The sequence below is a fragment of the Blastomonas sp. RAC04 genome, assembly GCF_001713435.1.
Classification (GTDB): Bacteria; Pseudomonadota; Alphaproteobacteria; order Sphingomonadales; family Sphingomonadaceae; genus Blastomonas; species Blastomonas fulva.
Genome location: NZ_CP016460.1, coordinates 2,452,433 through 2,464,325 on the forward strand (window position 1 = coordinate 2,452,433; position 11,893 = coordinate 2,464,325).

General features: G+C 65.3%; 14 protein-coding genes and 1 tRNA gene. 7 read left to right on the top strand and 8 right to left on the bottom strand.

Annotation, left to right across the window (positions count from 1 at the left end):
* Window positions 1-14 precede the first annotated feature (14 nt).
* Window positions 15-1,190: a lycopene beta-cyclase CrtY gene (gene crtY / locus BSY18_RS12405; protein WP_069050801.1), complete on the top strand. Its 1,176-nt coding sequence runs from the start codon at window positions 15-17 to the stop codon at window positions 1,188-1,190.
* On the opposite strand, the gene BSY18_RS12410 is transcribed toward crtY, so the two are convergent.
* The 6 genes from BSY18_RS12410 to BSY18_RS12435 all read right to left on the bottom strand — a co-directional run bounded on the left by BSY18_RS12410 (window position 1,187) and on the right by BSY18_RS12435 (window position 5,496).
* Complete coding sequence (locus BSY18_RS12410) at window positions 1,187-1,606, bottom strand: hypothetical protein (protein ID WP_069050802.1); 420 nt, start codon at window positions 1,604-1,606, stop codon at window positions 1,187-1,189. The two genes, crtY and BSY18_RS12410, sit on opposite strands and share 4 nt — an antisense overlap.
* A gap of 235 nt (window positions 1,607-1,841) precedes the next feature.
* Window positions 1,842-2,084: a biotin/lipoyl-containing protein gene (locus BSY18_RS12415; RefSeq protein ID WP_083231451.1), complete on the bottom strand. Its 243-nt coding sequence runs from the start codon at window positions 2,082-2,084 to the stop codon at window positions 1,842-1,844.
* Window positions 2,072-3,109 (bottom strand): alpha-ketoacid dehydrogenase subunit beta, encoded by a 1,038-nt coding sequence (locus BSY18_RS12420; protein ID WP_054133903.1) that lies wholly within the window; start codon window positions 3,107-3,109, stop codon window positions 2,072-2,074. Before BSY18_RS12420 ends, BSY18_RS12415 begins: the two co-directional genes overlap by 13 nt.
* Complete coding sequence (locus tag BSY18_RS12425) at window positions 3,106-4,077, bottom strand: thiamine pyrophosphate-dependent dehydrogenase E1 component subunit alpha (protein ID WP_069050803.1); 972 nt, start codon at window positions 4,075-4,077, stop codon at window positions 3,106-3,108. Before BSY18_RS12425 ends, BSY18_RS12420 begins: the two co-directional genes overlap by 4 nt.
* Window positions 4,077-4,715 (bottom strand): glutathione S-transferase family protein, encoded by a 639-nt coding sequence (locus BSY18_RS12430; protein ID WP_069050804.1) that lies wholly within the window; start codon window positions 4,713-4,715, stop codon window positions 4,077-4,079. The genes BSY18_RS12425 and BSY18_RS12430 overlap by 1 nt, the downstream gene beginning before the upstream one ends.
* A 16-nt stretch (window positions 4,716-4,731) precedes the next feature.
* Entirely contained in the window at window positions 4,732-5,496 is a 765-nt protein-coding gene (locus BSY18_RS12435; RefSeq protein WP_069050805.1) for an SDR family NAD(P)-dependent oxidoreductase, read from the bottom strand.
* 229 nt (window positions 5,497-5,725) lie between these two features.
* On the opposite strand from BSY18_RS12435, the gene BSY18_RS12440 reads away from it, so the two are divergent.
* The 6 genes from BSY18_RS12440 (at window position 5,726) to BSY18_RS12465 (ending at window position 10,861) form a co-directional block, all read left to right on the top strand.
* The gene (locus BSY18_RS12440) at window positions 5,726-6,256 is read left to right on the top strand and encodes a DUF4345 family protein (RefSeq protein ID WP_069050806.1); all 531 of its coding nucleotides are present in this window, start codon (window positions 5,726-5,728) and stop codon (window positions 6,254-6,256) included.
* Window positions 6,257-6,349: 93 nt separating this feature from the next.
* Window positions 6,350-7,462, top strand: coding sequence for a type II secretion system protein GspL (gene gspL, locus BSY18_RS20995; protein WP_069050807.1), 1,113 nt, complete (start codon window positions 6,350-6,352; stop codon window positions 7,460-7,462).
* A complete protein-coding gene (gspM, locus tag BSY18_RS21000; protein ID WP_069050808.1) occupies window positions 7,459-7,938 on the top strand; it encodes a type II secretion system protein GspM in 480 nt (159 codons plus the stop codon). The genes gspL and gspM overlap by 4 nt, the downstream gene beginning before the upstream one ends.
* A gap of 7 nt (window positions 7,939-7,945) precedes the next feature.
* Window positions 7,946-8,668 carry a type II secretion system protein N gene (gspN, locus tag BSY18_RS12455; protein ID WP_069050809.1) on the top strand — a complete coding sequence of 241 codons (723 nt, stop codon included), beginning with the start codon at window positions 7,946-7,948 and terminating at the stop codon, window positions 8,666-8,668.
* 217 nt (window positions 8,669-8,885) lie between these two features.
* The gene (locus BSY18_RS12460; RefSeq protein WP_069050810.1) at window positions 8,886-10,430 is read left to right on the top strand and encodes a hypothetical protein; all 1,545 of its coding nucleotides are present in this window, start codon (window positions 8,886-8,888) and stop codon (window positions 10,428-10,430) included.
* Window positions 10,427-10,861, top strand: coding sequence for an acyl-CoA thioesterase (locus tag BSY18_RS12465; protein WP_069050811.1), 435 nt, complete (start codon window positions 10,427-10,429; stop codon window positions 10,859-10,861). Before BSY18_RS12460 ends, BSY18_RS12465 begins: the two co-directional genes overlap by 4 nt.
* 16 nt (window positions 10,862-10,877) lie before the next feature.
* Here the strand turns inward: BSY18_RS12465 and BSY18_RS12470 are convergent, their stop codons facing one another.
* Window positions 10,878-11,630, bottom strand: a complete 753-nt coding sequence (locus tag BSY18_RS12470) for a ferredoxin--NADP reductase (RefSeq protein ID WP_054133893.1) — start codon at window positions 11,628-11,630, stop codon at window positions 10,878-10,880.
* A gap of 159 nt (window positions 11,631-11,789) precedes the next feature.
* Window positions 11,790-11,866, bottom strand: a tRNA-Arg gene (locus BSY18_RS12475).
* Window positions 11,867-11,893: the final 27 nt, after the last annotated feature.

Sequence of the window (11,893 nt, forward strand, 5' to 3'; positions counted from 1 at the left end):
AGGGCAGGTGGGACATGAAATCTCCGCGCAATCTCTCCAGCAAAACTCTCAAATGCGATGTGGCGATCCTCGGTGGCGGGCTGGCCGGCGGGCTGATCGCGCTCGCGCTGCGCCGCAAGCGGCCCGAGCTCGACGTGCTGCTGATCGAGGAGAGCGCATCGCTGGGCGGCAACCATATCTGGTCGTTCTTCGGACCCGATGTCGCGGACAAGCATCGCTGGCTGGTCGCGCCCTTGGTCTGCCATGGCTGGCGCGGCTACGACGTCAAGTTTCCCGGGCACGAGCGCGCGCTAGAAGAAAGCTATTATTCGATCCTGTCCGACCGGTTCGACGAGTATCTGCGCGAAACGCTGCCCGCGCATCACATCGTCACCGGCACCCGCGCGCTGGCGGCCAGCCAGACCAATGTCGTGCTGGAAAACGGCGCACGGATCGAGGCCGGCGGCGTGATCGATGCGCGCGGCGGCGGCAATGTCCGCCATCTGCGCTGCGGCTGGCAGAAGTTCATGGGGCAGATGCTGCACCTTAGCGAACCGCACGGCCTCACCCGCCCGATCGTGATGGACGCGACGGTCGAGCAGATGGACGGCTATCGCTTCGTCTATTGCCTGCCGATCAGCCCGATGGAGATTTTCGTCGAGGACACCTATTACAGCGACACTTCGGACCTCGACACGCAGGCGCTGTCGGCGCGGATCAGCGCCTATGCCGATGCCAAGGGCTGGCAGATCGAACGCGTCAGCCGCACCGAGACCGGCGCACTGCCGGTGGTCTATGGCGGCGATTTCGGCGGATACTGGCAATCGACCGGCGGCGATGTCGCCAAGGCAGGCACGCGCGCGGCGCTGTTCCACGGCCTCACCGGCTATTCGCTGCCCGATGCGGTGCGGCTTGCCGCGCACATCGCCGAGATGCCCGATCTGTCGGGCTCGGCGCTGGCCGAGATGAGCCGCAAGACCAGCCTCGACCACTGGCAGGCCGACGGCTTCTACCGGATGCTGACCAAGATGCTGTTCAAGGCGGCGGGCCCGGATGAGCGGTATCGCGTGCTGGAACGCTTCTACACCCTGCCCGATGCGCTGATCGCGCGGTTCTATTCGGGCAAGTCGACGCTGTTCGACAAGGTCCGCGTGCTGGCGGGGCGCCCGCCGATGCCGATCTGGCGCGCGATCCGGGGACTGTTCAGCTAACGCGAGCGGTCTGCCAGCCTTGCAAGCAGCTTGGTGTTGTAAGCCGTGGACTTGAGCCGACGACAATCCTTGAGGAACTCGGTATTTCCCGCCCGCGCAAACGCCTCAGCCTCTTTTTCCGACTTCGAATGGTCTAGCAGGAAGCTGCGAATTCTGGAGACCAGGCTGTCGGACGGAAGCCTTTTGTCTGTGATGGAAAGCGGAGAAAATTCCTTTGGATACACGTTGTGCTTCCACAGGAAATCGCCCTCCGCGATATCGTGTTGAAGAAGTTCCAGGTTCATGTGCTTGCCGCGCGCGACGATCACGCCAGTATCGTAGTCGATTCGATATTCGTCCCGCATCTTCCGGATGAAAATCCAGCAAAACGGCGTCATGGTCGCAAACGGACCAGCAATAATGTGCTCTGCGTCCAACTCGAAGTAAGTCAGACCGACGTCAACTCCGGCAATCGCCTGACAAATTGATTTGCGATCTGATCTGGCTGACAGAGGCTTTCTCCTTGCGGCGGGTTAGATGAGGCGCGGAGCCTACCACCCTCGGCGCATGGCAGCCATGGGGTCGTTGCGTGGACAACAGCTTATTTCGCAACAGCGCGGCGAACGGACGGGCGGCTTGGCCCCGCGGAATCCTAAACGGGCCTCAGCGCGGCTACCCGATTGTCCCGATGACATCGCCGATCTTGTAGGCTTCGCCTTCCTCGCCGGTGACGCGCAGCACGCCCGATTCCTGCGCCTCGATCTCGGTGGTGCTCTTGTCGGTCTCGACGGTGTAGAGCACGTCGCCCTTTTCCACCGTCTCGCCGTCACCGAACATCCATTCGATCAGAGTGACCTCGGTGACGCTCATGCCCAATTTGGGGATGCGGATTTCGGCCGGCATCAGCGTTTCCATTCCATGGTCGTGCGGATTGCGCCTGCAATCTCGTCCTTGTTGGGGATCCAGGCCTGCTCAAGCACGCTCGCCATCGGCACCGCGGAGAACGCGCCGCCGATGCGTTGCACCGGAGCCTTCAGCTCGTTGAACAGCGCCTCATGTAGCCGCGAGGCGATTTCCGCGCCGGTGCCATAGGCGCGCACCGCCTCGTGCAGCACGACCGCGCGGCCGGTCTTGCGCACCGATGCGGTGACGGTCGCCTCGTCATAGGGCGCGATGGTGCGCAGATCGATAACCTCGACCGACACGCCCTCCCCGGCCAGCGTCTCAGCCACTTCCAGCGCATCAAGTACGGTGCGACCATAAGTGATCAGCGTGACGTCGCTGCCCTCGCGCGCGATTGCCGCCTTGCCCAGCGGCACGCGGTAATCGACACCAGGATCGTCGGACTTGAGCCCGTAGCACAGGATGTTCTCGATGAAGATCACCGGGTCATTGCACTCGATGGCGCTGCGCATCAGACCCTTGGCGTCTGCGGCGTTCGAGGGCGTGACGATCTTCAGCCCCGGCACATGCGCGAACCACGCTTCGAGCATGTCCGAATGCTGCCCGCCAAAGCCGACGCCGACCCCGGTGGTGGTGCGGATGACCATCGGCACATTTGTCTGCCCACCCGACATGAATCTCAGCTTGGCCGCGTGATTGACGATCTGGTCCATCGCCACGGTGACAAAGTTCATCAGCATGATTTCGGCGATCGGGCGCATCCCCGCCAATGCCGCGCCGACGCACGCGCCCATGATCGCCTGCTCGGAAATCGGCGTCGCGCGGATGCGGTGGTCGCCATATTTCTCGCTGAGCCCGGACGATACCTTGAACACGCCGCCGCCCTGCTTGGCACCGACATCCTCGCCCAGCAGGATGACGCCCTCATCCGCGGCCATCGCCTCGTCGATCGCGGCGTTCAGGCCTTGCACGACGGTGATCTGCTTCACCTTCGCCTTCTTCTCCGCCTTGGCGTCCAGCGTGGCTGCATCGCTCATGCCGCGATCTCCTCTTCGAATACATCCTTGCGGATTTCGTCGGCGTCCGGATAGGCGCTGGCGAACGCGAACTCGACCGCCGCTTCCAGCTCCGCCTCAAGGCCGGCGACGATCGCGTCGAGCTCGGTTTGCTGGAACTGGTGCTCGAGCATCAGCGCGTTCAACTTGGGCAGCGGGTCTTCAGCCTTCATCTCCTCGATATGCTCGGGCGGCATGTACGAGAAATCGGCGCCGAAGAAGTGCCCCATCATCCGGTAGCACATCGCCTCGATCAGCGTCGGCCCTTCGCCTGCCCGCGCCCGGTCCACGGCCTCCTTGGCGACCTGATACATCGCGACCGCGTCGTTGCCGTCGACCTTCACGCCCTTCATCCCGTACGCGGCGGCGCGGGTGACGATCGAGTCCACCTTGGTGTGATCGGCAAAGGCGGTGTGCTCGCCATAGCGGTTGTTCTGGCACAGGAAGATCACCGGCAACCTGTAGAGCTGCGCCATGTTCATCGCCTCGTGGAACGCGCCGATATTGGTCGCGCCATCGCCGAAGCAGGTGACGGTAACCTTGCCGTCCTTGCGGTTCTGGCTGGAGAGCGCGAGGCCGTTGGCGATCGGCAGCCCCGATCCGACCACGCCTGTCGTGACCATCACGCCGGTCGCGGGATGAGTGATGTGCATCGACCCGCCCTTGCCCTTGCAGGTGCCGGTGACGCGGCCAGCAATCTCGGCGATCAACAGGTCGAGCGGGACCCCCTTGGCGATCTGATCATGCTGGCCGCGATAGGTGGTGACGAGATAGTCGTCCTGGTTGAGCGCCGCCATCATCGCCGACGTCACCAGCTCCTGACCGCGCATCGTGTAATAGATGGTGGCAAGCTTGCCGCTCATCAGCAGCGAACGCATCTTCTCGTCGAAGCGCGCGACCTTCATCGTGCGGGTGTAGATATCCAGCAGTTTTTCGCGGTCGATGGTCATTACGCCACCCCCTTTTTGGCGTCGAGGCTGGCGGTGGCGCTGGGGCGCGCGGCGACCCGCTCCGACCAGGCCTTGAGGTTGGCGAGATCATCGGGCGTCGGCTGTCCGACCATCTTGCCGAATTCGGTGAGGCAATAGAGCAGGATATCCGCAAGCGTGAATCGGTCGCCCGCCAGCCAGGTCTTGTTGCTGAGCAGCGCGTCGAACGCGGCGAGCCCATCGCGCGCGCAGGCCTTCAGGCCATCGGCGGCCTCGGGCAGGCAGCGCAACCGGTTCTGGAACATCGGCAAGCCCTCCGAGCCGCGGAACGCAGTGGTCATCGGGGCTACGACATCATAATCGAGCCTGCGCACCAGCATGTTGGTCACCGCGCGCTCTTCTGCGGTGGCGCCGATCAGCGGTGGGGTGGGGAATTTCTCCTCGATGTATCCGCAGATCGCTGTGCTTTCCGACAGATGGCTGCCATCGTCCATCTCCAGCAAAGGCAGCTGGCCGAACGGATTGAGCGCGGTGAAGGCGGGCTGGCGGTTTTCGCCGGTCATGATGTCGACGAACGCACGGTCGATGGCCGCGCCCTTCTCTTCGAGGAACATCAGGACGACGCGCGGATTGGGGCCGATCGACTGGTAGAGTTTCATCTGCAAAGGCTCCGGATCAGAACTGGACGCGCTGGGTGAAGCCGCCATCGATGACGACATTCGCCCCGGTCATGTACGGGCATGCCGGGCTGGCGACGAAGACAATGGCCTTGGCCACCTCTTCTGGCTCGCCGAAGCGACCCATCGGCATCTTGGCCAATGTGGCCTCGTACAAGGCGGGGACGACGCCCTTGATCATTTCCCAGTTGCCGCCGGGATATTCGACCGCGCCCGGGGTGATGCAGTTGACGCGAATGCCCTGCCCGGCCAGCGCCTGGGAGAGCTGCGAGCCATAAGTGATCAGCGCGGCCTTCAGCGCATTGAAGGCCTGGGGCGCGATGAAGGTTTCCAGCGCGGCGGTGGACGACATGAAGATGACCGATCCGCAATCCGATTCGGTGAGCGCGGGGGTCAGCACCTCCATGCCATGCACCGCGTTCATGATGTCCATGTCGAGGCAGCGCTGCCAGTCGCCGGTCGCGCCCTGGCCCGAGGCACTGGCAGTGTGGACGAAGATATCGCAGCCCCCCAAAGCTTCCAGACAGCCGTTCAGCCAGGCCTTGTAGCCTTCCGGATCGCCGGTGATGTCGATCGCGGTGCCGTGCACCTTGCCCGGGCCGCAGCCATCGATCTCCTTGACCGCAGCCTCGACCTTGGCCGGATCGCGCGAGAGGAAAGCGACATCGGCGCCTTCGCGCGCGAAGTGCCTGAGCGCAGCGAGGCCCAGCCCGTGCGCACCGCCATTCATGATGACCTTCTTGCCTGCCAGACCCAGATCCATAACCGCTCTCCTGCTGCCTATCGCGCGTGATTTTATGGCCTCCACGCTAACGGAATCACCTTTCCCCCGTAACCAGCAAAAGTGACAGCAGACGCCTCGGGCAAAGCCGTTTCTCGCGAGGCCGACCGGGATCGAAAGCGGTCCCTGCCCGTATCTGCGCAATGCTGGACATGGTTACCGCGAGCCCATAACAGGGGGCAAAAGGGCCAACGGAGAAGGATCACATTTCATGACCTGGGTCATTCGTCTGCTCGTCGCCGCGATTTCGGCGCTGTTCCTTATCATCGGCGTGCGCGCGATGCTGGATCCACAGAGCATCATCACCCAGTTCGAGCTTGGCCGCCAGGGTGTGACCGGCACCAGCGCGATCCGCGCCGACATGGGCGGCTTCTTCGTCGGAACCGCGCTCGCCGCGCTAATCGGACTGTTTCCGGGCAAGCGGCAATGGCTGTTGGGCGCCGCCGGCATGGTCGCGCTGGCGTTCACCGGACGTGCGATCGGACTGCTCAGCGACGGGCTGACCGCCAACATCGCGCAATCGATGATTATCGAGGCGATCACGATCGCGCTGCTGGTCGCCGCCTTCGGCATTCTCAACCCGCGCCGCCGCGAAGCGCTGGCCGCAGAAAGGGCGGCAGAAGCCGAAACCCAGCGGCTCGCCACCGAGCAGGAACGCCTGGCTGCCGAGCAGAACGACATGATGGCGCAAAACGATGACCAGCAGCAAAGGGACCGTGACTTGGCCCAGCCGATTGTCTAGGGCAGTATCCATTCGATTCTGTCGCCGTTCGGGGGTTTTGCGATCTTGTCTTCGACCCGCTTCCAGCAGCCCCCGGCCCGGACTGCCTGACCCATGGCACTTGATGGCCTGATCGTCACCTGTCCGCTGTCCGCCGATGCCGCGCTGCACTGGTGGCGTGCCGAAGACGGCCATATTGTCGCGCGCGGACAGGATTTCAGCCCGCCTTCTGCTGCTCCAGGAACCGACCGGGGCCTTACGCTGGCGCTGATCCCGGCAGCAGACACCGTGATCCGCATCCTCGACATGGGCGAGATGAGCGCCGCGCAAGCCGAGGCCGCCGCGCGCTACCGCGCTGCTGATCTGTCGATAGGCGGCGACCTGTTCGTCGGTGTCCGCGCGTTGGGCAACGGCGGCGGCGGCATGCAGGTGCTGTGCGCGACCATCTCGCGCGCGCGTCTGGCCGATCATCTCGCCGAACTCGCGCTGCGCGGGCTCGACCCCGATGTGCTGGTGCCTGTCGGACTGCTGCTGCCTGCGACCGACGCGGCCGTCAGCGCCGTGTTTGGCGATCTCGGCGCGGAACGGCTCGGCGATGTCATGCTCCCCCCGGATGACGCACTGGGTGCATTGCTTCTGGGTGAAACACCCGCGCTGGCGCTCGACCAGGATGCGCGCGATGCCGCGATGCTTGCTGCGCTCGCCGATCCGCCGCTGAACCTGCGCCAGGGCGACTTTGCCCGCCGCACGCCGATGTTCGCGCTCGGTCCCGGCCAGGGCCGCACCCTGGCATGGCTGCTGGGCGCGCTGCTGCTGGTCAGCCTCGCCATCCCGCTGATCGAGATCGGCAAGAACTATCTGGGCGCGGACCTTGCCGAGCGCCGTGCGCTCGCCAGCGCGCAGCGGCTGGTGCCCGGCGCCACCGACGTTGCGCAGGCCGAACAGCAGCTCGACGGCAAGCTCGCCGCGCGGGGCGCGGGCAACGCCATCGCCACCGTCCCGCTCGCCGGATTGCTCTCCGCGATGCAGCCTGTAGCCGGCGTCACGATCCGTCAGGCCGATTACCGCCCCGGCGGCGTGATCGGCGCGATGATCGCCGCGCCTCGCGTCGAAGACCTCAATGCCGTGCTGATCGCGCTCCAGAACAACGGCTATACCGTCACCGCCGCCAACCGCAGCGATGCGACCGGGCAGGCCGTGGCCGACATCACGGTGCTGGCACCATGACTGAGGCAGCGAAAAACTGGTTCATCGCGCTGTCGCGGCGCGAGCAGATCATGGTGGGCCTCGCCGCAGCGCTGGCGCTCGCCGTCATCGGCTTTTACGGCATCTATCGGCCGCTGTATGATGTTGCGACCGATGCCCGGCGCAGCTTCTACGAGGCGACGATGCAGGCCGGGCGCATCGAGGCGAAGACACAGGCGCTCTCCATGCCCGCCGACACACGCCCCGCAGAGGCGATTGCCGCACTCAACCTGCTGCTCGCCAGCGAAGCGGCGGAACGCGGATTCACGCTCGATGCCAACACCGCGCAAGGGTCTGACCGCGCCGAGATCGCGATCGGATCGGCCCGATCGACCGCGTTCCTCGGCTGGCTCGCCGATCTGGAGCGGCGCGGCGTTGTGCCTGAAACGCTGATCATCCGGCGGATGGACAACGGCACCGTCTCGGTCTCGGCGCGGCTGGCCAAGGTTGGCGGATGACCTGCGCATGACGGGGTTCACAGTGAAACGCGCAGGCCTGATCGCACTGGTGCTGCTGGCGGCGCTGCTGGTGCTGCTGCCGCTCAGGATCGCGTTCGACATGAGCGGGCTGGGCAGCAGGGGCGTCAGCGCGCGCAACGTCGAGGGCACCATATGGTCGGGAACCGTGCGCGATCTGCGAATCGGACGGCTGAGCCTGGGCGACATGGATGCATCGCTTTCCCCCCTGGCGCTGCTGGGCGGCGAGACGGTGCTGGCGATGGCGCGCGCGGGTGACACGCCGGGCCAGCCGCCGCTCGCCTTCGACCTGGCACGCAGCGGCGACAGCATCGCGATGCGTAACGCCAGCGGCGATATCGCCACGGCTGATCTGTTCGCCCCGCTGCCGCTGCGCAGCGTGACGCTGGATGGCGCGAACATCGCCTTTGCCGGGCGGACGTGCAGCGCGGCATCGGGTGCGGTCCGGGTCAATATCGAACAGAGCCTGTTCGGCATCTCGCTGCAGCGCGGGCTCAGCGGCACGCTGCGCTGCGATGGCGGCGACCTGCTGATCCCGCTCAAAGGCCAGTCGGGGCTCGAACAGATGGACATCCGCATCACCGGCCAGGGCCGCTACACCGCCGATTTCAAGCTTGGAGGCCTCGCCGGCGGTGCAGGCGCAGCGCTCTCGGTCCTCGGCTTCCGCCAGCAAGGCGATGCCATGGCGATCAGGATCAACGGACGGTTTTGATCGTGGCACTGGCTCAGGGACGGTGCTGCGCGCGATTTTCTCCCCTCCCGCCTGCGGGAGGGGTGCCCGCAGGGCGGGGTGGGCGCGAGGCGCAGCCGAGCCAGTCACCTACGTCTTTCATGCCCACCCCGGTCCGGCTGTGCCGGACCTGCCCCTCCCGCAAGCGGGCGGGGAGAGGACTGAGCATCATCCGCAGACCATATAGCAGGAGCAGGCCATGACCCTTTCCCCCAATACCCCGGTGCTGATCGGCGTCGGCCAGACGGTGGATCACTGGGACGGCAGCGATCCCGCCGCCGCGCCCAGCCCGCAAGGCCTGATGCAGCGCGCGTGCGAAGCGGCGCTGGCCGATAGCGGTGCCCCCGACGCGGTCCGCGCGGCGATCGATATCGTCGCTGTGGTCCGCCATTTCGCCGACAGCGCGCCCGGCATGGTCCCCGAAGGCACCGGCGGCTGCGACAAGCCGCCGCTGGGCCTCGCTCACCGGCTGGGCATCACCCCTGCACGCGCGATCTATTCTATCGTCGGCGGGCAGACTCCGCAGTCTTTGGTCAACGAGTTTGCCGCCGCGATCCACGCGGGCGAGGCATGCTGTGTGCTGCTGTCGGGATCCGAAGCGATTGCCGCCGCCAAGACCGCCGCGCGTGCGGGCGTGGCGATCGACTGGAACGAGAGCATCGACGGAGCAATGGAAGATCGCGGGCTTGGCCCCATGCTGCTCGACCGGCACGAGTTGAAGAACGGCGTCGGCGCGCCGATCCTCACCTACCCGCTGTTCGAGCATGCGCTGCGCGCCCGGCTGGGCCGCAGCCGCGCCGAGCATGTCGCAGCGATGTCGTCCTTGTGGGCTGGCTTCAGCGAGGTCGCCGCGGCCAACCCCTATGCGCAGTTTCCCAAAGCGATGAGCGCGCAGTATCTGGCGACGCCATCGGACAGCAACTACCCGGTCGCCGACCCCTATCTCAAATGGCACGTCGCACAGGATGCGGTGAACCAGGGCGCGGCGCTGATCCTGACCAGCGTCGCCCAGGCCGAGGCAATGGGTGTACCGCGCGACCAGTGGGTCTTCCTGCACGGCAGCGGCGAGGCGATGGACAAGCCCGTCAGCCTGCGCCCCGATCTGTCGCGGTCGCGCGCAATTGAGATAGCGCTGACAGGGGCGCTCGACAGTGCGGGCAAGACCGCGAGCGATATCGCGCATTACGATATCTACAGCTGCTTCCCCGTCGCGGTGCTGCTGGCGGCAGAGGCGCTTGGGCTCGATCCTGCCAACACCGCGCTGACGCTGACCGGTGGGCTGCCGTTTGCAGGCGGTGCGGGTAACAATTATTCGATGCACGGCATCGCCGCTATGGCGCAGACGCTGCGCTCCGACCCCGGCAGCTTCGGGCTGGTGCTGGCCAATGGCGGGTTCCTCTCCAAGGAAGCGGTGGGCATCTACAGCACCACAACGCCCGAGAGCTGGGCACCGGTCGATCACGCGCCGATGCAGGCCGAAATCGATTCCGAGCCCGCCCCGACAAGGCTGGAGGAGGACGCGACCGGCGTTATCGAAAGCTACACCGTGGGCTATGCCAAGGGCCGGCCCGCGCGTGCGGTGGTGGTCGCGCGCACCCCGCAGGGCCGGGTGATCGCCCGCCCTGCCGACGCCGACAAGGACGCAGCCTTCGCCGCGCTGACCGATCCCGAGCGCGATCCCATCGGGCGCACGGTGCACATCACGCATGCCGATGGCGTCAACGGCTTTACGGTCGCCCCGTGAGCCGACCGCAGCGCCCCGTTCGTTCCGATTATGCCGCGTTCACCACGATCAGCACCCGCTGGTCGGACAACGACATCTACGGGCACGTCAACAATTCGGTCTATTATTTCTGGTTCGACACCGCGGTGAACGAATATCTGATCCGTGCAGGAGCGCTCGATATCCATGCAGGAGACACCATCGGTCTGGTGGTCGAAACCGGCTGCGCGTATTTCGCGCCGACCGCGTTCCCGGACATCATCCATGCGGGCGTTCGGGTCGATCATGTCGGCACCAGCTCGGTGCGCTATAGGGTGGGGCTGTTCGCCAACGACGACGCAGATGCTGCCGCCGCGGGACATTTCACCCATGTCTATGTCGGGCGCGAAAGCCGCCGCCCGGTGCCCCTGCCCGACGGTCTGCGGACGGCGCTGGAGGCCATCCGCAGATAGACATCAGTAGCTGGAGTCAGCCGACGAACGCGCGCTCGAGCACATAGGTGCCGGGGTGCGAATGCGCGCCCTCGATAAAGCCCATGCTTTCGAGCAGCGCGCCGGTTTCCTTGATCATCGCCATGCTGCCGCACAGCATGACACGGTCGGTCTCGGGGTTCAGCGGATAATCACCCGCCTCGATCCTGGTGGTGATCCGGCGGCTTTCTCCGGTCCAGGTCGGGCACTTGGTCACAGCGCTGTCATAGATCAGCCGCGTCACAGCCTCTTCGCCGACCAGCGGATCGTGCTCCATCCGCCCTTCCAGCTCCCGGCGATAGGCCAGATCCTGGATCTCGCGCACGGTGTGCTGAACCGTGATCTGCTCGAACCGCTCGTAGACCTCGGGATCGCGGATGATCGACATCCACGGCGCAAGACCGGTTCCGGTGCCGATCAGGTGCAGGCGCTTGCCGGGGAGCAGCGCATCGAGCGTCAGCGTTCCGGTGGGCTTGGCGCCCAGCAGGATCTCGTCGCCGGGCTTGATCTTGTAGAGGTGGCTGGTCAGGGGACCATCGGGCACGATGATGCTCAGGAATTCGAGCGTCTCGTCCCACACCGGCGAGACGATCGAATAAGCGCGCAGCAGCGGCTTGCCGTTGATCATCAGCCCCAGCATCACGAACTGCCCGCTCACGAAGCGGAACGACGGGGGTCGCGCCACGGTGAAGGAGAACAGCCCGGTATTCCACTGGCGCGTCGTCAGAACCTCGACATTCGTAAAAGCCATTTTCGTCCAATCAATCAATCTGATCTGCCCGTTAGCAGCAATGGCTGCCAAGGGAGAGGAAGCATAATTTTGCACCGCCCAACGCCAGCTTGCGGCGCGACGGCATCCAACCCGGGGCTGGTTCTTGGCCAGAAGGAGGATCCTACCGGCTGGCGAAACTGGCGCGCCCTACAGGAATCGAACCTGTGGCCTCAAGATTAGAAGTCTCGCGCTCTATCCAGCTGAGCTAAGGGCGCGCGCCTTTTGACATCGCATTGGATGTC

What these genes read in the sequence shown, in the direction of transcription:
- BSY18_RS12460 (WP_069050810.1), top strand. Translation starts at nt 8,886, where the DNA reads ATGACCCTTTCCCCCAATACCCCGGTGCTGATCGGCGTCGGCCAGACG.
- BSY18_RS12415 (WP_083231451.1), bottom strand. Translation starts at nt 2,084, where the DNA reads ATGGAAACGCTGATGCCGGCCGAAATCCGCATCCCCAAATTGGGCATG.
- gspN (WP_069050809.1), top strand. Translation starts at nt 7,946, where the DNA reads ATGACGGGGTTCACAGTGAAACGCGCAGGCCTGATCGCACTGGTGCTG.
- BSY18_RS12420 (WP_054133903.1), bottom strand. Translation starts at nt 3,109, where the DNA reads ATGAGCGATGCAGCCACGCTGGACGCCAAGGCGGAGAAGAAGGCGAAG.
- BSY18_RS12425 (WP_069050803.1), bottom strand. Translation starts at nt 4,077, where the DNA reads ATGACCATCGACCGCGAAAAACTGCTGGATATCTACACCCGCACGATG.
- gspL (WP_069050807.1), top strand. Translation starts at nt 6,350, where the DNA reads ATGGCACTTGATGGCCTGATCGTCACCTGTCCGCTGTCCGCCGATGCC.
- BSY18_RS12440 (WP_069050806.1), top strand. Translation starts at nt 5,726, where the DNA reads ATGACCTGGGTCATTCGTCTGCTCGTCGCCGCGATTTCGGCGCTGTTC.
- BSY18_RS12430 (WP_069050804.1), bottom strand. Translation starts at nt 4,715, where the DNA reads ATGAAACTCTACCAGTCGATCGGCCCCAATCCGCGCGTCGTCCTGATG.
- gspM (WP_069050808.1), top strand. Translation starts at nt 7,459, where the DNA reads ATGACTGAGGCAGCGAAAAACTGGTTCATCGCGCTGTCGCGGCGCGAG.
- BSY18_RS12470 (WP_054133893.1), bottom strand. Translation starts at nt 11,630, where the DNA reads ATGGCTTTTACGAATGTCGAGGTTCTGACGACGCGCCAGTGGAATACC.
- crtY (WP_069050801.1), top strand. Translation starts at nt 15, where the DNA reads ATGAAATCTCCGCGCAATCTCTCCAGCAAAACTCTCAAATGCGATGTG.
- BSY18_RS12435 (WP_069050805.1), bottom strand. Translation starts at nt 5,496, where the DNA reads ATGGATCTGGGTCTGGCAGGCAAGAAGGTCATCATGAATGGCGGTGCG.